This is a genomic window from Streptomyces sp. RPT161, from assembly GCF_027533845.1.
Lineage (GTDB): Bacteria > Actinomycetota > Actinomycetes > Streptomycetales > Streptomycetaceae > Streptantibioticus_A > Streptantibioticus_A silvisoli_A.
On the sequence record NZ_JAPZVN010000006.1, the window covers coordinates 208852 to 231860 of the forward strand.

15 protein-coding genes and 1 pseudogene are annotated in these 23009 nt (G+C 69.7%); 8 read left to right on the plus strand and 8 right to left on the minus strand.

Going from position 1 to position 23009, the window contains the following annotated elements:
• Positions 1–13: 13 nt before the first annotated feature.
• A complete protein-coding gene (locus O5O46_RS15670) occupies positions 14–2551 on the minus strand; it encodes a SpoIIE family protein phosphatase (RefSeq protein ID WP_269856031.1) in 2538 nt (845 codons plus the stop codon).
• A gap of 91 nt (positions 2552–2642) precedes the next feature.
• Positions 2643–6971, minus strand: coding sequence for a HAMP domain-containing protein (locus O5O46_RS15675; RefSeq protein ID WP_269856032.1), 4329 nt, complete (start codon positions 6969–6971; stop codon positions 2643–2645).
• Between the two features lie 583 nt (positions 6972–7554).
• Between O5O46_RS15675 and O5O46_RS15680 the strand changes: the two are divergent.
• Positions 7555–7855: pseudogene (locus O5O46_RS15680) on the plus strand (IS5/IS1182 family transposase); the annotation flags it as partial.
• A 30-nt stretch (positions 7856–7885) separates the two neighbouring features.
• On the opposite strand, the gene O5O46_RS15685 reads toward O5O46_RS15680, so the two are convergent.
• The gene (locus O5O46_RS15685; protein WP_269856033.1) at positions 7886–9850 is read right to left on the minus strand and encodes a S9 family peptidase; all 1965 of its coding nucleotides are present in this window, start codon (positions 9848–9850) and stop codon (positions 7886–7888) included.
• 477 nt (positions 9851–10327) lie between these two features.
• Here O5O46_RS15685 and O5O46_RS15690 point away from each other — a divergent pair, with 477 nt between their 5' ends.
• Together O5O46_RS15690 and O5O46_RS15695 are read left to right on the plus strand one after the other, a co-directional pair.
• Positions 10328–10687 carry a hypothetical protein gene (locus O5O46_RS15690; protein ID WP_269856034.1) on the plus strand — a complete coding sequence of 120 codons (360 nt, stop codon included), beginning with the start codon at positions 10328–10330 and terminating at the stop codon, positions 10685–10687.
• 27 nt (positions 10688–10714) lie between these two features.
• Positions 10715–10852 (plus strand): hypothetical protein, encoded by a 138-nt coding sequence (locus tag O5O46_RS15695; RefSeq protein WP_269856035.1) that lies wholly within the window; start codon positions 10715–10717, stop codon positions 10850–10852.
• 302 nt (positions 10853–11154) lie between these two features.
• Here O5O46_RS15695 and O5O46_RS15700 read toward each other — a convergent pair whose 3' ends face one another.
• Together O5O46_RS15700 and O5O46_RS15705 are read right to left on the minus strand one after the other, a co-directional pair.
• Positions 11155–12033 (minus strand): GNAT family N-acetyltransferase, encoded by an 879-nt coding sequence (locus tag O5O46_RS15700; RefSeq protein ID WP_269856036.1) that lies wholly within the window; start codon positions 12031–12033, stop codon positions 11155–11157.
• A gap of 168 nt (positions 12034–12201) precedes the next feature.
• Positions 12202–12843: a TetR/AcrR family transcriptional regulator gene (locus O5O46_RS15705; RefSeq protein WP_269856037.1), complete on the minus strand. Its 642-nt coding sequence runs from the start codon at positions 12841–12843 to the stop codon at positions 12202–12204.
• A gap of 93 nt (positions 12844–12936) precedes the next feature.
• Between O5O46_RS15705 and O5O46_RS15710 the strand changes: the two genes are divergently transcribed.
• Positions 12937–14367 (plus strand): amidase, encoded by a 1431-nt coding sequence (locus O5O46_RS15710; protein ID WP_269856129.1) that lies wholly within the window; start codon positions 12937–12939, stop codon positions 14365–14367.
• A gap of 355 nt (positions 14368–14722) precedes the next feature.
• Here O5O46_RS15710 and O5O46_RS15715 read toward each other — a convergent pair whose 3' ends face one another.
• From O5O46_RS15715 to O5O46_RS15725, 3 genes are all read right to left on the minus strand, one after another.
• On the minus strand, positions 14723–16081 hold the full coding sequence (locus O5O46_RS15715; RefSeq protein WP_269856038.1) for an MFS transporter: 1359 nt from the start codon (positions 16079–16081) through the stop codon (positions 14723–14725).
• Between the two features lie 58 nt (positions 16082–16139).
• Positions 16140–17609: an NAD-dependent succinate-semialdehyde dehydrogenase gene (locus O5O46_RS15720; RefSeq protein ID WP_269856039.1), complete on the minus strand. Its 1470-nt coding sequence runs from the start codon at positions 17607–17609 to the stop codon at positions 16140–16142.
• Positions 17610–17757: 148 nt separating this feature from the next.
• Positions 17758–18582, minus strand: coding sequence for an IclR family transcriptional regulator (locus O5O46_RS15725; RefSeq protein WP_269856040.1), 825 nt, complete (start codon positions 18580–18582; stop codon positions 17758–17760).
• Positions 18583–18780: 198 nt separating this feature from the next.
• On the opposite strand from O5O46_RS15725, the gene fae reads away from it, so the two are divergent.
• The 4 genes from fae to O5O46_RS15745 all read left to right on the plus strand — a co-directional run bounded on the left by fae (position 18781) and on the right by O5O46_RS15745 (position 23000).
• Positions 18781–19344 carry a formaldehyde-activating enzyme gene (gene fae, locus O5O46_RS15730; protein ID WP_269856041.1) on the plus strand — a complete coding sequence of 188 codons (564 nt, stop codon included), beginning with the start codon at positions 18781–18783 and terminating at the stop codon, positions 19342–19344.
• Entirely contained in the window at positions 19341–20453 is a 1113-nt protein-coding gene (locus O5O46_RS15735; protein WP_269856042.1) for a mandelate racemase/muconate lactonizing enzyme family protein, read from the plus strand. The genes fae and O5O46_RS15735 overlap by 4 nt, the downstream gene beginning before the upstream one ends.
• Positions 20450–21997: an aldehyde dehydrogenase gene (locus O5O46_RS15740; RefSeq protein ID WP_269856043.1), complete on the plus strand. Its 1548-nt coding sequence runs from the start codon at positions 20450–20452 to the stop codon at positions 21995–21997. The genes O5O46_RS15735 and O5O46_RS15740 overlap by 4 nt, the downstream gene beginning before the upstream one ends.
• 79 nt (positions 21998–22076) lie before the next feature.
• Complete coding sequence (locus O5O46_RS15745) at positions 22077–23000, plus strand: NAD(P)-dependent oxidoreductase (protein WP_269856044.1); 924 nt, start codon at positions 22077–22079, stop codon at positions 22998–23000.
• Positions 23001–23009: the final 9 nt, after the last annotated feature.

Sequence of the window (23009 nt, forward strand, 5' to 3'; positions counted from 1 at the left end):
CGCGAGCGCGGGGTCAGGCAGGCGGCTGGCCACTGAGCGAGCTTAGTCGAACGCCGATGACGCACGTGTCGTCGTCGGTGTCGGAGCTGCTGTGGGTGAGGAGGTGGTCGAGCCGCTGGTCGAGGGTGCCTCCCGCTCGGCTGGCGGCGGTCGCCAGGAGTTGGTCCAGGCTCTCCTGGAGGGAGCGGTCCCTGCGTTCGATCAGGCCGTCGGTGTACAGCAGCAGCACGTCGTCGTGTTGGAGCTGGATCTCGCCCTCCTCGTAGGTCGTCTCGCTGATCGCGCCGAGCAGCAGCCCCTGCACCAGGGGGACGGTCGTGGCCCCTTCCCCGCGGATCAGCACAGGCGGCATATGGCCCGCCCGCGCCCACTTCAACATCCGGGTTTCCGGATCGAACAGGGCGCAGATCGCTGTGGCGGTGACCTGCTCGGTGAGGTGGTGGGCGACGAGGTTGAGCCAGGTCAGCAGTTGCGCGGGGCCGGCACCGGTGGTGGCCAGGCCGCGGAGCGCGTTGCGCAGGGCGACCATGCCCGTCGCTGCCTCGATGCCATGCCCGGCGACATCTCCGATTGACAGCAGCAGTTGCTTGGTCGGCAGCATAGTCGCGTCGTACCAGTCCCCGCCTACCAGGCTGTCGTCCTCCGCCGGGCGGTAGCGAACGGCGATTTCCAGGTCCGGGGCGTCGATCGGACCGTGCGCTGGCGGCATGATGGCCTGTTGGAGCTGTTTGGCCAGCCGGTTGCGCTCGGCGGTCTGTTGTTCACTGTAGGCGAGTTGGTCGCGGGTGGCGGCCAGTGCCACCTCGGTCCAGTGTTGGGCCGATATGTCCTGATAGGCCCCGCGCACACCGACCAGGCGGTGGTCGATGTCGAGGACGGGCTCGGCGACAACGCGGATGTGCCGGACGATGCCGTCGAGCCGCTGGAGTCGAAGCGCGACCGCCCCAGGCCTTCGGTGGTGGAGTACGGTGCGCAGGAACCGGCTGATGGCGGCGGTGTCGTCAGGGTGTGCCAGGTCCGCGAGTTGCTCCAGTGGAAGGGCCGGTGCGGTCAGCGGTAGGCCGTAGAGCGCGTAGAGCTGATCGCTCCACATGATTCGGCCGGTGGTGTGGTCCTCCTCGAAGCCGCCGATCCGCACCAGCCGCTGCGCGTGCTGGAGCAGGTGGGCCAGACGGGCCGCCTCATCGGCGAAGCGCCAGATGAGCAGCACCTCCTGACCGTGGCGAATGATGCTGACATCGATCGTGGTCGGTACCTGAACCTGGCCGACGACCGCGGTGAAGGCCATGCCTGCGGTGCTGAACGGCTCACCGGTGGCGTGGACATGGGCCACCTTGTCGAACAGTCCGTGCTCTTCGGCCGCGAGGGGATACGCCTCCAGCAGGAGGGCGCCTGTCACCGCGCTGCGGGGCCGCCCGGCCGGGTCGGTGAATCGCGGGTTGGCGTGGAGGATCCGGAAGTCCAAGAGCCGCCCGTCCGTGTCGAGTTCGGCGCGCAGTACGAGCGCCGCGTCAAGCAGACTGTCGGCGAGCTCGGCCAACTGCGTCCCGCACCCGGCCGCTGCGGTGACATGGTCCGTCTCCGCTGCGGCGGGCAGGGTCTCCAGGGTGTGGGCCGCCAGCTCGGCGAGCGCCTCGATCTGCCGTCGCACGGCGGGCTGTTGGGGGATGGGCGCACCCGGCCAGCAGATCTCCAGCACGCCTTGGATGCGTCCCTGTGCCTCGGCGGGCACCGCGACCCGGCCTCCTCGCGGCATGAGTTGGTGTGCCACGGAGGGCAGGCCAGTCGCGGCCAGTTCCTCGAACCACACCGCCTCTCGGGCGGCGAGTGCCCTGCGGGCGGGCGTGGACACCCCCGGTGGCACGTAGTGCCACCGCAGAGCCTCCTGCTCTGGGAAGCCGGCATACCCGGCGAGGCGCAGTGCCCCGCCCTGGTCGTTCGTCCAGATCGCCACGGCTGTGGCGCCCAGTGGGGTCAGGGCGTGCTCCAGGAGCGAGCAGGCCACGGCCTGCGCGTCGCTGGCGGCGAGTACGCCGCTTTCGGCCGTGCGCAACTGCACCGCGAGGGATTCTCCGGCCTCCGCGTCGGCGGCCGGGCGGTCCTCGCTGGCGACCCGGTCGAGGAAGTCGCGGGCCGCGTCGGTGAATTGGTCCCGGGCTGCCTGGTTGACGATGTCAGCGGCGAGCTGGAGTTGGGAGATCCCGGCGGCCTGCGCCAGTTCGACCAGTTGTCGGGCTGCCTCCACAGGGCTAAGCCGCAGCCGCTCCATCAGGACGCCCTTGGCCATCTCCAGCAGGGCCCGGCCGTCCGCGTCCGCCTGCGCCTGGCGCACCTGTTCACGCAGTCGAGCAACGGTGGCGGCGAGTCGCCCCACATCGGCCGGGGATGCGGAGACGTTTGCAGAGGAGCCGGACGTCGGGTCGTCCTCGCCGTCCACCGGCTCCAGCCCGTACCGGCCCAGTCCGTCGCCCGCGAGGGAGGTGTCGGTCGACGGCTCGCCGGAGGCGGCGGCGTCGGGCGTTGAGCCAACGTTCTGCCGGTGGTTGGTCACTTCGCTGCTCCTCGGTGGCGGTACGGACCCTGGCAGGAACCCAGTGGGGGTGCCGCGTCGGTCCCGGCAGGCGGACGGCCGTGGCAGGCGGTCATGGCGCCAGCCTGCGATGGATGCGGGCGACCAGGTCCTCGGCGTTGACGGGCTTGGTGACGTAGTCGCTCGCTCCGGACGCCATGCTCTTCTCCTGGTCGCCGGGCATCGCCTTGGCGGTGACCGCGATGATCGGCAGGTCCGCGTACTGCGGCATGGCGCGGATGGCGGCGGTGGCCGCGTATCCGTCCATCTCCGGCATCATCACGTCCATCAGTACGATGTCGATTTCCGGGTGCGCGGTCAGCGCCTCGATCCCGGCGCGGCCGTTCTCCGCGTGCAGCACCGTCATGCCGTGCAGTTCCAGGATGCCGGTGAGTGCGTAGAGATTGCGTGCGTCGTCGTCCACGACCAGCGCTGTCCGTCCGGCCAGCAGCGGGTCGATGCCTTCGGGTTCGGCTTGTGGGCGCACCTCTCGATCGGTGCGTACCAGGGGCAAGGCGCCGCCGGGGAGGTCAGACGACAGATGCAGTGTGATCCGCTCGCGTAGTTCGTCGAGGCTGGCCAGCAGTTCCAAGGGACGGGCACCCATCCGCCGTTGGAGCTCCCGCTCGCGTGCACCGTCGATGTGCCTGCTGTTGTGCGCCAGTACCGGCACTGTGTGCAGCGCCGGGTCGGCCTCCATCGCCTCGATGAGCCGCAGCAGTTCCTCGTCCGGCATGCCCAGGTCCAGCACCACACAGTGGCACGCCTGCGCCGCCAGCGCCGTGGCCGCCTCCTGGTGCCCGACCGTGGGGACGATATCGATGGTGTCGGCCGTGACCGTCGCGTTCGGGCCGCCCACCAGATCGGCGCGTACGCTCTCGGCGACCATGGTCAGCAACCCGCGCGACTGTTGCTCGATCACCAGCAGCCGCCGCCGTCGTCGTGTCGAGGGCTGGCCACCCGATGCCGTGGTCTGCTGGCCGCCGGTGTTCGGCTCATCGGCCGCGTCCTTGCCGCAGCCCGCGCCGGGGGCGCTCGCCGCGAGTTCCTGGTAGTCGGGGCGGGCCACCGGCAGGTAGAGGCTGAACGTGCTCCCCTCACCGGGGGTGCTCTGCACGGCGATCGAGCCACCCAGCAGGTAGGCGATCTCGCGGCTGATCGACAGGCCGAGGCCGGTACCGCCGTACTTGCGGCTGGTGGTGCCATCCGCCTGCTGGAACGCGCCGAAGATGGCTTCGAGTTGGTCTTCGGCGATGCCAATGCCGGTGTCGCTGACCCGCAGCGCGATAGCCGAGCCGTGGCGGCGCACCGCCGCGGGCAACTCGGCGCCCGCGGCGGTCTCGATGCGCAACTCGACACGGCCGGTCTCGGTGAACTTCACCGCGTTCGACAGCAGGTTCCGCAGCACCTGCCGCAGCCGGGAGTCGTCGGTGAGCAGCTCAACCGGCACACCGGGGGCGGTGACGATGTCGAATCCGAGGCCCTTCTGGCTCGTCATGGGCTGGAAGGTGGCCTCCACGTAGTCGAGTAGTCGGCGTAGCGGCACCCACTCCGGTGAGATGTCCATCTTGCCCGCCTCGATCTTCGACAGGTCCAAGATGTCGTTGATGAGCTGAAGCAGGTCGGAGCCGGCCGAGTGGATGATCTCCGCGTACTCGACCTGCTTCGTGGTGAGGTTGCGGGTCGGATTCTGCGCCAGCAACTGCGCCAGGATGAGCAGGCTGTTGAGCGGGGTGCGCAGTTCGTGGCTCATGTTGGCCAGGAACTCCGACTTGTACTTGGAGGCCAGCGCGAGTTCCTGTGCCCGGGTCTCCAGTTCCTGGCGGGCATGCTCGATTTCGAGGTTCTTGGTCTCGATGTCGCGGTTCTGGCTCGCCAGCAGCGCTGCCTTCTCCTCCAACTCCGCGTTGGATCGCTGCAGTTCCTCCTGACGAGCCTGGAGTTCCTCAGAACGGGTCTGGAGTTCGGCGGTCAGCCGCTGCGACTCCTCCAGCAACTCGTCGGTGCGGGAGTTGGCGATGATGGTGTTGACGTTGACGCCGATGGTTTCCCGGAGCTGTTCCAGGAAGTCCCGCTGCACCGCCGTGTAGTGGTGCACCGATGCGAGTTCGATGACGCCCAGCACCTGCTCCTCGACCACGATCGGCAGTACGACCAGGTGCAACGGTTCGATCTGCCCGAATCCGGCGGGCACGGTGACCGACCCGGGGGGCAGGTTGTCCACCGCGATGGTCTGGCGGTCAGCCGCCGCCTGACCGACGAGCGCCTGACCGAAGGCGAACCGCGGTGCGTCCTCCTTGCGCGGCTCCGGGCGCCCGTACGACCCGATCATCCGCAACTGATGGCGTTCGGCGGTCTCGTCGGCAAGGTAGAAGCCGCCGTACTGGGCACCGACGAGCGGGGCCAGTTCCGCCATGATCAGCTGCGCCACCAGAGCGAGGTCGCGGTGGCCCTGCATCATCCCGGAGATCCTGGCGAGGTTGGACTTCAGCCAGTCCTGTTCCTGGTTGGCCCGGGTGGTCTCGCGCAGCGAGCCGACCATCGCGTTGATGTTGTCCTTCAGGTCGGCGACCTCGCCGGACGCCTCCACCGTGATGGAGCGGGTCAGGTCTCCCTCGGCCACGGCGCTGGTGACCTCGGCGATGGCGCGTACCTGCCGGGTGAGGTTCCCGGCGAGTTCGTTGACGTTCTCGGTCAGCCGCTTCCAGGTGCCCGATACGCCCTCGACCTCCGCCTGGCCGCCGAGCCTTCCCTCGCTGCCCACCTCGCGGGCGACGCGGGTGACCTCGGCGGCGAACGACGAGAGCTGGTCGACCATCGTGTTGATAGTCGTCTTCAGCTCAAGGATCTCGCCACGCGCGTCCACGTCGATCTTGCGGGTGAGGTCGCCGTTGGCGACCGCGGTGGTGACCTGGGCGATGTTGCGGACCTGACCGGTGAGGTTGTTCGCCATCGAGTTGACGTTGTCGGTGAGGTCCTTCCACGTCCCGGCCACGTTGGCCACCCGGGCCTGGCCGCCGAGGATGCCCTCGGTGCCCACTTCGCGGGCCACGCGGGTCACCTCGTCGGCGAACGCGGAGAGGGTGTCGACCATTCGGTTGATCACGTCGGCGAGCGCGGCGACTTCGCCCTTCGCCTCCACCGTGATCTTCTGTGACAGGTCTCCTCGGGCCACCGCCGCCGCCACCTGCGCGATGGAGCGCACCTGGCTGGTGAGGTTGGAGGCCATCACGTTGACGTTGTCAGTGAGGTCCTTCCACGTCCCGGAGACACCGCGCACCGTCGCCTGACCGCCGAGGTTGCCTTCGGTGCCGACCTGGCGGGCCACCCGGGTCACCTCGTCGGCGAAGGAGGACAGCTGATCGACCATCGTGTTGATGGTCTCCTTCAACTCCTGGATCTCCCCGCGCGCGTCCACCGCGATCTTCTGCGACAGGTCGCCCTTCGCCACCGCGGTGGTGACCTGGGCGATGGACCGTACCTGCGCGGTGAGATTGTCTGCCATCACGTTGACCGACTCCGTGAGGCTCTTCCACGTCCCAGAAATGCCCTTGACGTCGGCCTGGCCGCCGAGACGGCCCTCGGTGCCGACCTCCCGGGCAACACGAGTGACCTCGTCGGCGAAGGAGGACAGCTGATCGACCATCGTGTTGATGGTTTCCTTCAGCGCCAGGATCTCGCCGCGAGCGTCCACCGTGATCTTCTGCGACAGGTCGCCCTTCGCAACTGCCGTGGCCACCTGGGCGATGGACCGTACCTGCGCGGTGAGGTTGCCCGCCATGAAGTTCACCGAGTCGGTCAGATCCCGCCAGGTGCCCGACACTCCCTTGACGTCGGCCTGGCCGCCGAGACGGCCCTCGGTGCCGACCTCCCGGGCCACCCGGGTCACCTCGTCGGCGAAGGAGGACAGCTGATCGACCATCGTGTTGACGGTGTTCTTCAGCGCCAGGATCTCCCCACGCGCGTCCACGGTGATTTTCTGCGAGAGGTCGCCCTTCGCCACCGCGGTGGTGACCTGCGCGATGTTGCGTACCTGTGCGGTGAGGTTGCCCGCCATGAAGTTCACCGAGTCGGTCAGGTCGCGCCACACGCCACCTACCCCGGGTACCTGCGCCTGGCCGCCGAGACGGCCTTCACTGCCCACCTCGCGGGCCACCCGGGTCACCTCGGAGGTGAACAGCGAGAGTTGGTCCGCCATCCCGTTGAAGACCGTCGCGATCTCCCCGAACAGCCCCTCGGCGTCCTCCGGTAGGCGGGTGCCGAAGTCCCCGTCCCGTACCGCCGTCAGCCCGGCGAGCAACTGCCGCAACTCCGGCTCACCGATCGCCTGCTCCACCACTGCGGCGCCCTCCGCCTGCCGGCGCGCGGCGGGCGGCGCCTCCTTGACCCTAGACTCACGCATGTAGTTCCCCACCCGCTGACGCTCGGTCGGCTATCTGTTGTCGTCGAGCAATTATTGCCGGTGCCAGCGTACTGTGAATCGCGCGTGGCCACCGGGCGACGGCCCAGTCCTTCGGCACTCCTGCGGTCCACGTAGGTCTTGTAGCGGCCGAGGATGCCGGTGCGGCCGGTCCACTGGCCGACGGCGCCGATCTGGACCGCGTGATGCGTGTGCGGAACGGCGCACCGGCCACGGAGACCGTCTTCACGTTGCGATACAAGCGGCACCACTGACCTTGTAGGTGTGTTGTCGGCATGAGTCCGGTTGCGGCGAGGCATCCGTCGATGAGATCGCTGCGGTACACAACCGGCTCGAACAACGGACTGCAAACCGCCACGCTGACGCAGACGGATCTGCCCGCACCAACCTGACCGCTTCGATGCCTGTGCAGACGGACCTGCACCCGGTCTTGAACACTTCGTGCCCACACTGCTGGGCGCGAGCCGACCTCGTCTTGTCAACAGGGCTCCCAGGCCCGGGCATACTCAAAGGCTCGACTCGCGTCCCTGAAGGCCAGCTTCCGCCGACCTTCGCTTCCCATTAGGCCTACTCCTCGCGCGGCAACCGTTCCCACCTGCGCAAACGGCACATCAAGGCCGTCATCCCGGAGAAGCGGGACCAGGCCGCCAACCGAAAGAAGAAGGGCAGCCGGGGCGGCCGACCCATCGGACACGACGCCGACCTCTACAAGGAGAGGAACACCGTCGAGCGTCTGATCAACAAGCTGAGAGCCTGGCGAGGCATCGCCACCCCGCTACGGCAAGGCCCCGGGCAGCTACCTCGCCGGCTTCCACTTACGCGCATCGATGGTCTGGATCAAAGAACTTGGTTTCGCCACTCATTGATCACGACTCGATGCTCACCCTGGTACGGGCCTACAGCCAGCGGTCGTACCAGGCGCGGATACGCCGGAGGGCGTCGAGTTGATGGGCGCGCTCGTTAAGCCCGTGGCCCTCTCGGGGGTAGACGACGAACTCGTGCTCGACGCCGAAGTGGCGCAGTGCGCGGTGGAAGTGGACCGCTTGGCCGAGTGGGACGTTGGTGTCCTCCTCGCCGTGCAGGATCAGGACGGGGGTGCGGATCCGGGACACGTAGGAGATCGGGCTGTTCCGGTCGTGGATGTGCGGTCCCGGCCCGTTCCAGCCGGTGCTGCCGCCGAGCGCCGCGTCCATGATTCCCCACTCGCCGGTCCCGGCCTGCATGCCCCAGTCGCTGATGCCGGCGCCCAGCATGGCGGCCTTGAACCGCTCGGTCCGGCCGATGGCCCAGGCCGCCATGAAACCGCCGTGGCTCCAGCCGGAGATGCCCAAGCGTTCGGGATCGGCGACTCCCTCGGTGACCAGCAGGTCGATCCCGGCGAGGATGTCGGTCCACTCGTCGCCGCCCACCGCGCCCGCCACCACAGCGGCGAACTCATGGCCGTGGCCCGACCCGCCCCGGGGATTGGGCAGGAAGACCGCGTATCCGGCGGTCGCCAGCCACTGGCCGCAGTCGACCGCATTGAGCGTGAACTCGTCGGCATGGCGGAAGTAGGGGCCGCCGTGCACCATGGTGACGAGCGGGAACGGACCCTCGCCCCGAGTCCGGCCGGCAGGCAGGATCAGCAGGCCGTCCAGCCGGAGTCCGTCGGACGCCTGGTAGCTGAGCCGTTCCTGGACACCCCAGCCGATCCTGCGCAGTTCGGGACTGGTGTCGCTGAGCCGGAGCAGTGGCCCGCCCGTGGGTCCCGCGTGGACGTTCTTGGGCTCGCGCGCGGTGCTCATCAGCACAGCGAGGGTCTCTCCGGAGTGACTCGCAGTGAGCCCGGCGAGCGTGCCGGGCGCGCAGGACAATCGGTGGAACCGTAGCGACTGCGGATCAAGCCGGTGCAGCGCGGTATCCAGCCCGTCGGCGAACAGCGCCAGCGGCGGCCCGTCGGCGACTTGCACCAGCTCGGTGGGGCAGGCGGACATGCCGACCGTGAGATTGCGCTGTTCGACGGTTGGGCCGGTCGCCGGCGAGACCGTGTCGATCACGGCGAGCGCGCCTACCAAGTGCCCAGGGGTCACCGCCAGGTGGGCCAGATGCCATTCACCCTCGTGATTCCACCAGACCGGGGACTGGGCCTCGATTCCGACTGGGCCCAGATCCTGGACGGCTCCCGTCTCCGGGGCGACCAGATGCAGTCTTGCCGTCGTGACGCCGGGGTCGAGCTCGGGGGTGGCCCAGCTCAGCACGGCCAGCGGGCCGCCGTCCGGACGCTGGGTCACCACTACGACGTGGCGGTCCCCGAGGCCGTCCACGGTGCGGACCACGCCGGTCGCCAAGTCAAGCAGGCGCAGCCGGGTGACCGGGAGGTGCCGGCCCCAGACCTTCGCGTCGTCACCCTCGGCCTGCCGGCGTTCGTCCTCCGCAGTGGGCTCGACCTCGGCGAGCAGCACGACGGTGCGGCCGTTGGCGAGCGGGTAGTAGTCGCAGATGCCCCCGCGCCACCTGGTCAGGGACTCTGCCTTGGCGTTGTCCTCACTGCCGTCCAGAAGGATCCGCTGGAGTTGAGCGGTGCCCCGCTCCTCGCGGTCGGAGGTGAAAAACAGGGAAGCCGAGTCCGGCGCCCACTTCGGGGCGGCGTCGCGGGCCGTGCCGTCGGTCATCCTGCGCGGGGCCGCGCTGCCATCGGCGGCGGCGACCCAAATAGAGCTGTGCGGACGTCCGTCCCTTCCGCTGTTCGCGACCACGCCGTAGGCGACCAGGCGACCGTCCGGCGAGATGGCCGGCGCCACGGGGGCGGCCATGTCCACCACCAGTTCCGCGGTGAGCAGGTCGGTCGACTCGGGAATCGGTCGCGGTGCAGGGTGCGGCATGCGGACTGCCTTTCACTCGCCAGTACGACAAACGGACATCCTGTCGCACTGGCGAGCCTGTGTCAGTCGGGCTCCGGAGAATCGGGCCGCACGCGACCCTGCCCCCAATGCCCTGCCACAGCCCATGGCCGGCACTGGACACGTCCCGGCGGAAGAATGGCGAGCTGCATGCCTGATCGTCGGTATGAGTCGGGCCATTCGCGAGGGCGGATCGATGAACTCCTGTACCCCTTATGCCATTTACACATGCCGTGCCAGACGATCCACCGGACCACGCGTCGCCACGAAGGCGAATCCGCAGATTGATCACGACTCGATACGCCCTAGTAAGACGGCCGGCAATCGCGTGGCGAGGCGAGGGCCGCCCGTGAGAGTCTGCGCGCATGCTGAAGCCCTCTTGGAGCGATGCCGCGTAAGCAGCCGGCAGCGGTGCGGGCCGCTCTCCGTTTTCACCCGCGCAGTCTTCAGAGTTTCTCGGTGATTGATGGGGTGTCCGCCGCGACGCTGGGGGAAATACAGCGTCTGGAACGAACCCGGGGCAGGCCGGGGGAGGTTGCTCGTGATCTCGCCTGGTGGAAGCAGCAAGCCGCCGAGATGTGCCGTCGGCGCTGGCATGGCCTTGGCTCCGGACCGTACTACTACGGCTATTACGGGTGTCCCTGCTGCGACTACGACCCGCCCGAGGGCCGGTGGGGACTGGAGCGGGTGCTCCAGTCCCTCTCCCGCCGGGCCCGCCGTGACTTCGCGGCAGTGGTCAAAGAGGTCGACGTCCACGTCCTGGACGCGACCTATGGCGGCGAACCCGATACCCCTGGCTGGTGGGAGCAACGGATCTGACTGTGTCGCCAAGCCTGGACGCGCTTGATGTCTGCTCACGAGAGTGCGTTCGACGACTTCAGCAGCCGGGGGGCCGTGGAGGTGCTCGACTTCGACGTCGTGGCCGCGTTCGCGAAGTGCTCGGGCAAGGATTTCGGTGAGGCCGCTGGCCCTTTTCCGGACTAAGGGTGGTGCCTCATAACGTTGGTGCCACGAAGTTCTCGATCGTGAGCTGGTGCGTGAAGGTGTCGAGCAGTTCCGGTGACTGGTCGAAGGTGACGCGGTAGAAGTTGTGGAAGCTGGCGAGCGCGGCACGATTAGCGTGGGCGAGTAGACGGCGATTTGGCCGCGGGTGTCGAGAACGTGGCGGCGTCTCCGTGCCAGGGGCGTAGCGGCCACGAGCGGCCGTGCGACAGTAGAGGACGACGAGTCATGGACCCCAAGCAGATCGCACAGGAGCCTCCTGCTGGCTTGTGTCAGTCGTGTTCTCAACCGTCTTCTGGTGCATTGCAGGAGAAGCCGTACGCGGCGAAGTCGGTGAGCGGGAGGTATCCGATGCGCTGGTAGAGGGCGTTGCTGGTGGGGTTGGCCGGGTCCGTGAACAGGACGACCTCCGTCGCGCCTGCGGCCAGCGCGGCCCGGCTCACCTCGACCGTCACGGCGCCCGCATAGCCACGGCCCCGGAGGTGAGCCGGGGTGTAGACGGGATCCACCCGGACCATGCCGGCAATCATCGAAGTCGAGCCTGCCATGGAGACCGGAGTGCCGTCGGAGGTCTCCCAGAACGTGAAGTGTTTGTCCGCGAAGCGTGCGTTGTCCCTGGAGTCGGCGTCTACGGATGGTGCCTCTCCGACGGCGGCGACGAATTCACCGCACCAGAAGATGAGTTGCTCACGGTCCTGCTCGCCCGCGACTCGACCCCGGCCCTCTGCGCGCGGCTCCGGTGGGGTGAGCGTGCCGAGACGATAGAGACGGCCCCGCCAGCTGCGCATCGGCGTTGCGCCTGTGTGCCGCTGCCAGGCCTCGGCGAAAGCGGCAGCGGTGTCGTGGTCCCCGACGATGCCGGAGAGGGAGTGGCCGACTCCGGCCAGGTGGGCGGCGAGGGTGTCGGCATGCTCGGGGGCGAGCGGGGTGAGGCTCAGGCGGCCGGACGGAAGGCGGTAAAAGATGGCACGGACCTTGCCCCGTCGCTCCAGTCGGCCGAATACGGTGGCTTCGGCACCATACGCGTTCGCCCCACGGGTTCGCAGTCTCTCGATCACTGTCAGCGGCGTGGTGTGCAGGGCGGGGCGCGATCGCAGGAAGTCTCCGGCACGGGTGAGAAAGTCGTCGAGGTCTTCGGTGAGGTGCCAGTCATCCGGGCGCATGCTTCATGATTCCTCATGCACCCGGCTCCTGATGGCGATTCCTGGAATAGGCCCGTGTTGCTCTTCTTCCTCAGGTGGTCCGGTCTTCATGGAAGTGGGGACACAGTGGAGCGGAGCGCGCGCGTCAGGCCCGTCAACTGGAAGTTGGCTGGCCTAGTGGACGGTGAGTCAGGGCATGCCTTGATGGTCCGGGCTGTCGAAGGTGGTGTGAGGAGGCCGAGCAAGGCGCTCCCAGAGGCTGCCGAGGTGTGCGTGGAGGACGTCCTGTGCCTCGTGCGGGGCGAGGTGGCCAACGAGGACGTGCGCGGTAAGGCCGTCCGCGAGGGCCAGGAGAGCGCGGGCCTCGCGTTGAGGGTCGAGGAGGTCCACGTCATCGGTGGCTTCCGAGATGAGGTCGGCGAAGGCGCGCAGTAGGGCCGCGTAGTTGGTCTTCAGGGTGGTGGCGAGTGGTTCGCTGATCGCGGCTTGGGCGACGAAGGCGAGCCAGACCCTGGCTTCGGCGTGGTGTTCTTCGCGAAGTAGTGAGATCTCGGTGGCAGCGTGGCCCAGGATGGTGCGGGCTGACTGGGCGGGGCTGCTGATGAGGCGGGCCTTGACGCGCTCGCTGATCCGCTCGCCGACGTGCCCGAGGGCGAAGACGAGCATTTCTTCCTTCGTGCGGAAGCACCGTTGAACGGCGCCCATCGAGATCTGCGCGCGGTCGGCGACATCGCGCAGGGTCACGCCGTCCAGCCCTCGTTCGTCGGCCAGGCGGCACACGGCATCGGCAATGACGCGGCGTCGGTTGTCGTGGTCCACCTGCCTGGGCATGGCCGCCTCCTTTATTCGATGCAAGCGTATCGGTTCTCGGGCTACCGTTCCGACGCAAGCGCATCGGAACATGGGATGGAGAGGGCACGAGTCATGCAGGACGCCCTGTGGACACTGCCGGCGACCGCGCAAGCGGCGGCGGTGCGCAGCGGAGACATCTCGGCCGTTGAACTGATCGACAGCCACCTTCAGCGCATCGCCGAGATCAACCCGCAGGTGAACGCGGTAACCCAACTCCTGGCGGAGCGCGCACGCGACGCCGCGGCCCAGACTGACCGGCGACGCGCGGCGGGAGAGGAACTGGGGCCCCTCGCCGGCGTGCCGTTTACGGTGAAGGAGACCACCGCCGTCGAAGGCGTGCCGACCACGTTCGGTACGCCGCGTTTCCGTGATCTGGTGGCGAAGACCGATGCGCCCCCGGTAGCCCGGCTGCGTGCGGCCGGGGCCATACCGATCGGGCACAGCAACATGCCCACGTTGATCCTGGCCGGAATGCACACGCGCAGCGAGTTGTTCGGCGACACGGTCAACCCGTGGGACAGCAGCCGGACTCCGGGCGGCACCAGCGGGGGTGACGCGGTGGCTGTCGCCACGGGCATGGCGGCACTCGGGCTCGGCAACGACTCCGGCGGCTCGGTGCGCGTGCCCGCCATGTTCTGCGGTGTAGCGGCGCTGAAGCCGTCCACCGGCCGCTTCCCCGCCGACCACCGCATCCTCGGCCCGGACGACCCCGGCCCGGCGTCCCAGACCCTCGTCACCGACGGCCCGCTGGCCCGGACAGTGGGCGACCTGCGGTCGGCCTACGAGGTACTGGCGGGGGCCGATCCGCGGGACCCTCGCGCCGTGCCGGTGCCCGCCTACGGCGAACCGCTCCCCGGACCGCTGAAGGTCGCGGTCGTCGCGGACCCGGGCGGGCACGGCGTCCATTCCACGGTTCGCTCAGCCATCGAGACCGCGGCTGACGCGCTCCGCGACGCCGGATACGACGTGCGCGAAGTACCAGACGTGCCCCGGATGGACGAGGCCCTTGAGTCGTACGGCAGGATCACCGTGACCGAGTTCGCCCCGACCTGGCCCGTGGTCCGCAAGCTGCTCGGCAACGGCGGGGACCGCTACATCGAGATGACGATGGAGCAGACCCCGCCCGAGAGCGCGGACGAGTTCATGAAGTTGATGGGTACCTGGATGAACATTCGCCGCTCATGGGCCGAATTCCTCGACGAATACCCGCTGCTGATCGGGCCATCGTTCACCGAGCCGCCGGTCGAGCCGGGGCTGGAGTCGCGTGACAGGGCGGGACGCGACCGGGTCGGGTCGGGCATGCGCCTGTGCACCGTGACCAGCTTCGTCGGCGTGCCCGGCGTGGCAGTGCCGACCGGTGTGACCGACGGGCTGCCATCCGGAGTCCAGATTGTTGGGCGCGCATTCCGGGAAGACCTGTGCCTGGCTGCTGCCCAATCTCTCGAGGACCGGCTCGGAGTACTCACACCCCTCGACCCGCGCCTGGAAGTCCGGACTGATTGAACCCTCGGTGCCGTGGAGGACTCGACCCCTGGGCCGGGCACAAGCCCCGGCGGGTCAGGGCGAGGTGGACGGGCAGCGGGTCCAGGCTGGGCATGACGCTCACCTCGGACTCACACGATCGGGGCACCGTCCCATGAGCACACGAAGGGTGGGGAGATCCACAGATCATGTTTGGCCGCACCGCAGATCAGGGGTGGCCGAATTCAAATATCGCCATCAGGGGACGTTCAGGGCGGCGGGGATTGTGCGCGGGATGCGCTTTGTCTCGGACGGTCCGGGGTGGCCTGGTCGCCTGTGAGTTCGAGGACGCCCCGGCGGACCGTTTTCCGGTCGCCGGGGCTCCGACCGAAGCCCGCTACGGGGCTGTGCCGGGGGCTGTTGCCGCGTGCGCCCGGCGCGATGCCTGGGCCAGGTCGAGTTCGGTGGTCTCGGGAGCGAGCAGGTGCGAGAGCAGCGCGCCGAGGGCGAGGACGGCCGCGCCGACGAGCAGCACGAACCGGATTCCGAAGTGGGACAGCCCGATCGGCAACAAGAAGGTGCCGATCGCCGCGCCGACCCGGCTCATGGCGGCGGCGAAGCCGACGCCTGTGGTGCGGATGGAGGTGGGGAAGACCTCCAGCGGGTAGACGGCGGTCAGCGCGCTGGAGGCGGCGTTGAGGAAGATGAAGAAGAGGAAGCCCGCCACGATCAGCGGCGTGGACTTCGGCCACGCCGCCACCACCGCCAGACAGGCCGCGGTCACCCAGAACGGCGGAATCAACAGCTTGCGGCGGCCTATCCGGTCGACCACCAGGCAACCGGCGGCGACGCCGAGCACCGCCGTGACCGAGTAGACCATGAGCGCCAGCGTGGCGTGGTTGCCCATGCCGAGCGCATCGAAGACCGGTGTCCAAAAGGTGCCGATGGCGAAGTAGGGCAGCACCAGGCAGGCCCAGAAGGCGCTGGCGAAGACGGTGCTGCGCAGGTGCTCGCGGGTGAAGAGAGCACGGAAGCTGTCCCGGCCCTCCCGGTCGGCGATCTCCGCCTCCACGTCCACCTCCACGCCGTATCGGGCGATGAGTTCCTCGGCCTCCTCGCACCGCCCCTTGCTCAGCAGCCAGCGCGCCGACTCGGGAACTCCACCACGCAGCGCCAGGCACACCACGGCGATCACCGCACTGCTGGCCAGCGACCAGCGCCACCCGCCGTGCACTCCGGCCAGCAGGGCTCCGACGGCCGTCGCCACCATGTATCCCACGTACCAGCTCACTTCAAGGCTGGCCAGCAGCCGCCCCCGCTTCCGGCGCGGCGCGTACTCGGAGAGCAGCGGCGCGCCGATGGCGTACTCGCCGCCGATGGCGACGCCCATCAGCAGGCGGATGGCGAACAGTTGCAGGCCGTCGACAACGAAGAACTGCAAAACGGAGCCGATCAGGAAGACCAGCATGTCGAGCAGGAAGACCGGACGGCGGCCGATCCGGTCCGCGAGCCAGCCGAATAGCGGGCCGCCGACGAAGATGCCGATCAGCGGCGAGGCGCCCACCAGGCCCTGCATGAGGGTCGACAGGTGAAGGTCGGTGGCGAGCGCGGTGAGGGCTGCGCCGATACCGCCGAGGATGTAGCCGTCGATGCCCTCGCCGATCTGGGTTGCGAGCATCAGCCGGGTCTGGAGGCGCTTTAGGGCCTGCTCGGGGGCCAAGGCGGCGGCGTCCGGTGCGTGTCTCAGTGCGGGCATAGGGACTTCCTTGTCCGGAGTGCGAACGGGGACGGTGGCGAGGCAGGACGCGGGAGGGTCAGGCCGCGGGCCAGTCGAGGGCGATGTACTTGGTCTCAAGGAAGGCTTCGATGCCGTCGTGGGAGCCTTCTCGTCCCAGGCCGGACTGCTTGACGCCGCCGAAGGGCGCCGCGGGGTCGGAGACGAGGCCGCGGTTGAGTCCGACCATGCCGGCCTCCAGACGCTCGGCGATCCGCAGCGCCCGGGCGACGTCGCGGGAGTACACGTAGGAGGCGAGGCCGTAGGAAGTGGCGTTGGCGCGGGTCACCACTTCCCCGTCGTCGTGGAAGACGGCGATGGGGGCGACCGGGCCGAAGATCTCCTCGTGCATCATCCGCGCGTCGTCGCAGACGTCGGTGAGCACGGTGGCCGGGTGGTAGAAGCCGGGCCCGTCGGGGGTCTGGCCCTGGGCCGCGATCCGGGCGCCGCGGTCCAGGGCGTCGCCGACCAGCTCCTGGATTCGGGCGAGCGCGGCGGCGTTGACCATCGGGCCGAGTTCGGTGCCCTCGGCCAGGCCCGGCCCGGTGCGCACGGCGGCCATCGCGGCGCCGAACTTCGCGGTGAACTCCTCGGCGACCGACGCGTGAACGTAGAAACGGTTGGCGGCGAGGCAGACTTCGCCGCCGCCGCGCATCTTGGCGTCCATCGCGCCGCGCACCGCCGCGTCGACGTCGGCGTCGGCGCAGACGATGAACGGTGCGTTGCCGCCGAGTTCCAGCGTGGTGTTCATGATCTGCTCCGCCGCCTGGTGGAGCAGCAGCCTGCCGGTTGCCGTGGAACCGGTGAAGGAGAACTTTCGGACCCGCTCGTCCGCCATCCACACCCCGACCACCTCGGCGGCGCGGTCGGTGGGCAGCACACCGAGCACACCGGCCGGCAGTCCGGCCTCGGCGAGCAGTTCCGCGACGGCCAGGGCGGTGAGCGGGGTGTCGGGGGCGGGTTTGAGCAGGACCGTGCAGCCGGCCGCGAGGGCTGGGGCGATCTTCCGGGTGGCCATCGCGGCCGGGAAGTTCCACGGCGTCACATGCGCGGTGATGCCCACCGGCTGCTTGACGATGACGTGGCGGAAGCCCCCGCCCGGGGCCTCACCGAAGCCGGAGCCGACCCGCACGGCTTCCTCGGCGAACCAGCGGAAGAACTCGGCGGCGTAGCCGACTTCGGCGCGCGCGTCGCGCAGCGCCTTGCCGTTCTCCAAGGTGATCAGCCGGGCAAGGTCGTCCAGTTGGGCGTGGAGGAGCCCGTGGGCGCGGTGCAGGATCTCGGAGCGCCCACGAGGCGGGGTGGAGCGCCAGCCAGTCGCGGCAGCCTCGGCGGCGTCAACGGCTGCGCGGGCCTCCGGGGCGCCGGCTGCCGAGACCGTACGCAACGGCTGCTCGGTGGCGGGGTCGAGCACGGTGAACTCGCGGCCGTCCGCGGCGGGCGACCAGCGCCCGCCAAGGTACACGTCGCCTGCGCCCGGCGGTCCCGCGGCGATCTTCTCGGTCTGCATGGCCTGTCCGTCCTGGTGATGCGCGTCCCGTGGCCGTCCACGGGGAATGTGGACGGGACTGTAGGAACGCGAAATCGACCGGAACAAGGGAGCTACCGAGATCGCAACACGGGTTGCGCTGAGGCCAACTGCCCTCACCAGGTCCAGATCAGGTGAAGCGCGGCCTCACCGGCCGGGGCCGGGGCTCCCAGCCCAGCTGGGCGGAGACGCGTTCCGCCGCCAGCGCCGTGGCACGGCCGGCGGCCGGCAGCGAACCGTCCATCCGCTCGTAAGGAGCGGAGATGTTGAGGGCCGCCACGACCCGCCCGCGGAAGTCCCGTATCGGCGCGGACACGCCGACGAGGCCCGGCTCGAACTCCTCGCTGACTTGGGCGTATCCGTCCCGGCGGGCCTCTTGGACGCGTTGCCAGACGTCCTGCACGGCGTGCACGGTCGAGCCGGGGAAGCCGTCTGCGAGGTCGCCACCGCCCAGGCGCAGGTACAACTCGTCGGGCGTGCCGTCCATGAGCAGGACGCGCCCGGCGGAAGTGCGTGCGGCGGGGACGCCGCGGCCCTCCCAGCCGTGCAGACGGAAGTCGTGGCCGGATACCGAGAGCAGGGTGAGGACCTCGTTCCCTCGCAGCACACACAGGTGCGTGGTCTCCTCCAGGTCGGCGGAGAGCGCGTGCATCACCGGCTCGGCGGCGCGCACGAGGCGGTTCTCGGAGGTGCGCGCCACCAACGAGAAGAGCCGCCAGCCGAGGCGGTACTCCAAGGTGTCCGGGTCACGCTCGACGATGTCCTCATCGGCGAGCGCCTTGAGCGCCCGGGAGACCTGGCTCTTCTCCCGCCCGGTCAGTCGCGCCAGCCGCACCACGCCCAGTCCGCCGCGCTCTTGGGCCTCGGCGGACGCAAGGGCCTCCAGCAGCTCGATGTCGCGGCGCAGCCCGTGGCCCAGTTGGCGGGCCCCTTCAGTCGGGGAGGAGGACGTCACACCGCACAGCGTAGAACCCCTCGCCCAGCACGGTGGTTGCGGTCATCGCAACCCTGGTTGCGATTGGCGTCCCTGCCTTGCCGGTGCCCGGTGCGGCTCCTAGATTCGCCGCTGCGAGCCGCGAGGTCCCCGGCGTGACGGGCATCGTGCAGACCCGAGGCGGCTGGTCCGTTCCCGTTCTTCCTGGAGGAATGCCTCATGCCCTTTGCCCCGACCGCGCTCATCGGCGAGTCCTTCATCGGCGAGGGCCCCAACGCGGCGCACACCAACATCGTTATCGGCCGCGCCGGCGGCCCGGTGGAGACGGCCTGGGTCTCGGCACTCGCCTCGCCCAGCGTCGGCTACGCGCCGTTCGTCACCGTGGTGCGCCCGAACGTCCCCGTCAAGCCGCTCACGCTCTTCGTCAACAAGGCGGCGGCCAACGGTGAGCTGCACCAGCGGGCGACCTGGGGCTCCGCGCAGGCCGGCCTGGCGCGGGGTGTCGCCGACGCCGTCGAGCAGGGGGTGATCCCTGCCGAGGAAGCCGAAGACCTGCTGATCGTCGCGGCGGTGTGGGTCGATCCGGCGGTGGACGACCTGGATGCCTGCTTCCGCAACCAGCGCGCTGCCGCCTTCCGCGCGGTCGCGGCCGCCGTGCACGCCGAGCCCGGCGTCGCCGAGGTGCTCGCCGCCGCCGAGGCGGGCCCGTCCAACCCGTTCTACACACCGAGCGCCGAGCAACTCGCCGCGTCCGTGCCGACCCTGGAGGCGGCAGCCCGATGAAGATCACCGACATCACTCTCGATCGGCTGCGGCTGGTGCTCGACCCACCGTTCCGCGCGGCCTGGGACCCGGAGCCGCGCCGCCACTTCGACGCCACCATCGTGCGGGTGCACACCGATGAGGGGATCACCGGCATCGGCTCGGGCGACACCATGGACGGCTTCGACGCCTTCCGCCCCCTGTTCGTCGGCGAGGACCCGCTGGACATCGTCCGGCACGTCCGGGCCATCGAGACGGCCAACTTCCATGGCGGCGTCTACTGGCCGCTGGAGGCGGCGCTGTGGGACATCATCGGCAAGGTGCACGGCCGGCCGGTCGCCGAGTTGTTCGGCAACGCGGCCAAACAACTGCCCGCCTACGCCTCCTGTGGTGAGCTGAAGTCCCCGCAGGAGCGGGCGGCCACCGCGCTACGGGTACGCGAGGCCGGTTTCCGCGCCATGAAGATCCGCATCGACCGCAACCGGATCGACGAGGGCGTCGCCGCGGTCCGCGCGGTGCGCGAGGAACTGGGCCCGGACTTCGACATCATGGTGGATCTCAACCAGTCCTGGCGGATGGCCGGCGACACCGCGCCCTCCTCGGACCTGGCCACCACCCGTAAGACCATCGCCCGCCTGGCCGAGCTGGACGTCTTCTGGATCGAGGAGCCGCTGCCCTACGCCGACGTCGAGGGCTACCAGCGGCTGCGCTCGGAGAACCCGGGAGTACGGATCGCCGCCGGGGAGATGCACCACTCGGCCACCGAACTACTGCGCTACCTGGAGCAAGACGTCCTGGACGTCTACCAGATGGACGTGGTCCTTGCGGTGGGCATGCACCGGGCGCGCACCCTGGCCGAGGTGGCGCACCTCAAACACCGGCACTTCACGCCGCACTCCTGGACCAACGGCATCGGCGTACTGGCCAACCTGCACGTCTGCGCGGGCGTGGGCGGGGGCCCCTACTTCGAGTTCCCCTACGACCCGCCGGGCTGGACCCCGCAGCGGCGGGACTTCATGCTCGCCGAGCCGGTCGCGGTGGACGCGGACGGCAGGATCGAGGTGCCGCGCAAGCCCGGCCTGGGCGTGGACCTGGACGAGGACGCGGTGGACCGCTGGAGGGTCGCATGAGCACCACACCACCGACCGTGGAGCACCTGCTGTCCCGCCCGTACGGCGAGTGGCGCGCGGCCGCCTCCCAACTCGCCTTCGAAACCCGGCCGTTCATCGACGGGGCCTTCCTCGACCCGCTCTGCGACGCGGCCTTCCCCAGCGTCTCACCCCGCGACGGTGCCGTGCTCGCCCACATCCCGGACTGCGGCGCGCCCGACGTGGACCGCGCGGTGCGCTCGGCGCGTAGCGCCTTCGACGACGGCCGGTGGCGCGGGCTCGACCCGAAGGAGCGCAAGCGGATCCTGCTGCGCTTCGCCGAACTCGTTGTGGAGCACGCCGAGGAACTGGCCCTGCTGGACACCCTGGAAATGGGCAAGCCGATCACGGAGTCGGTGCGTGTCGACGTGGTGAAGGCCGCGGAGACCCTGGCCTGGTACGCCGAGGCGATCGACAAGTGGTACGACGAGGTCGCCCCGGCGCCGCGCCACGCCCTCGCACTGGTCACCCGGGAGCCGCTCGGCGTCATCGGCGCGGTGGTGCCGTGGAACTACGCCCTGCTCATCGCCGCCTGGAAGCTCGCCCCGGCCCTCGCCACCGGCAACAGCGTGGTGCTCAAACCCGCGGAGCAGACCTCGCTCGCAGCGCTGCTGCTGGGGCGGCTGGGCAGCGCTGCTGGCCTGCCGGACGGCGTGCTCAACGTCGTACCGGGGCGAGGGGAGACGGCCGGCCAAGCGCTCGGCAGGCACCCGCAGGTCGACAAGATCGCCTTCACCGGATCCACCGAAGTCGCCCGACTCTTCCAGGTCTACGCGGGCGAGTCCAACGGCAAGCAGGTCGCGGTGGAGGCCGGCGGTAAGTCCCCGCAACTCGTGCTCCCGGATGCCGACCTCGCCGCGGCCGCCTCCGCCGTGGCATGGGGGATCTTCTACAACGCCGGCCAGACCTGCAACGCGGGCTCGCGGCTCGTGGTGCACCGGTCGGTCAAGGACGAGTTGCTCGCGCAGATCGTCAAGACGACCGAGGCGACGTTCACCGTCGGCGACCCGCTGGACCCGGCCACCGTGATGGGCCCCCTGGTCGACGAGACCCAGGCCCAGCGGGTTCTGGACTACGCCGAACTCGGCCGACGCGAGGGCGCCTCGCTGGTCCTCGGTGGCGGCCGGGTAGCCGTGACCGGGCCGGACGGCGAACCCCTGGACGGTCCGTACCTGCAGCCGACCATCCTGAACGGCGTCGGCAACGCCTCCCGGGTAGGCCGCGAGGAGATCTTCGGCCCGGTGCTCTCCGTAATCGACTTCGGCGGCGGCGCGGAGGAGGGCGTCCGGATTGCCGACGACTGCGACTACGGCCTGGCCGCCTCCGTCTGGACCCGCGACCTCGCCACCGCACACCGCGCCGCCCGGACACTGCGCGCCGGAACGGTCTGGGTCAACACCTTCGACGCCAGCGACGTCATCACGCCGTTCGGCGGATTCAAGGCCACCGGCGCCGGACGCGACAAGTCGCTGCACGCCCTGGACGCCTACACGGCGCTGAAGACCACCTGGATCGACCTGGGCTGAGGCGCGCCCGGTCCTGCCCTACGCCGGGGCGCCCGCCCCGGCCCACCACCCGCACTTTCGAGCCGTAGTGAGGCACACCATGAGGATCGGATTCATCGGACTGGGCAACATGGGCGGCCACATGGCCCGCAACCTCCTGCAGTCCGGCCTGCCGGTCACCGTCCACGACACCCGCGAGGAGGCCGCCGCCCCGCACCGCGCCCTCGGCGCTACCTGGGCGCCGACCGCCGCGGCGTGCGCGGCCCAGGCCGACGTCCTGATCACCATGCTCCCCACCCCCAGGATCGTCGAGGAGGTGATGCTGCGCGACGGTGCAGCGGCGGCGCTCGCCCCCGGCGCGCTATGGATCGACATGTCCACCTCCACACCGACCGCCGCGCGCCGGATACGCGAGGAGGTCCTCGACGCCCGCGGCGTCCGCGTCCTCGACGCCCCGGTCAGCGGTATGGCCCGGGGCGCGGACGCGGGCACCCTGCAGATCTTCGTGGGCGGCGCCACCGAGGACTACACCCGCGCGCTACCCGTGCTGGAGGTGCTGGGCGACCCGGACAGGATCCTGCAGGTGGGCGGCCACGGCACCGGCTACACCGTGAAGCTGATGATCAATCTGCTCTGGTTCAGCCACCTCGTCGCCACCTCCGAGGTGCTGGCGGTGGGCGTCAGGGCAGGCGCGGACCTCGACGTGCTGCGCACCGCGCTGCTCACCAGCCCCGCCGCGTCGCACTTCCTGGAGCGGGACGCGCTGTCCGTACTCGCGGACGGCGACTACGACGAGTCCTTCGCCATGGCGCTGGCCTGCAAGGACCTGGGACTGGCGGTGGACCTCGGCCGGGACGTCGGGGTGCCGGTAGAACTGTCCGCACTGGTCGAGCAGGTCTACCGGCGAGCCAAGGCCCAGTACGGCGACCTCGCCGGGGAGATGGCACCGATGCGGCTCTACGAGGAACTGGCCGGACAGCAGTTCCGGCTGCCCGCCCCGAAGCAGGCCGCGCTCACCGCCTGAAGCCCCAAC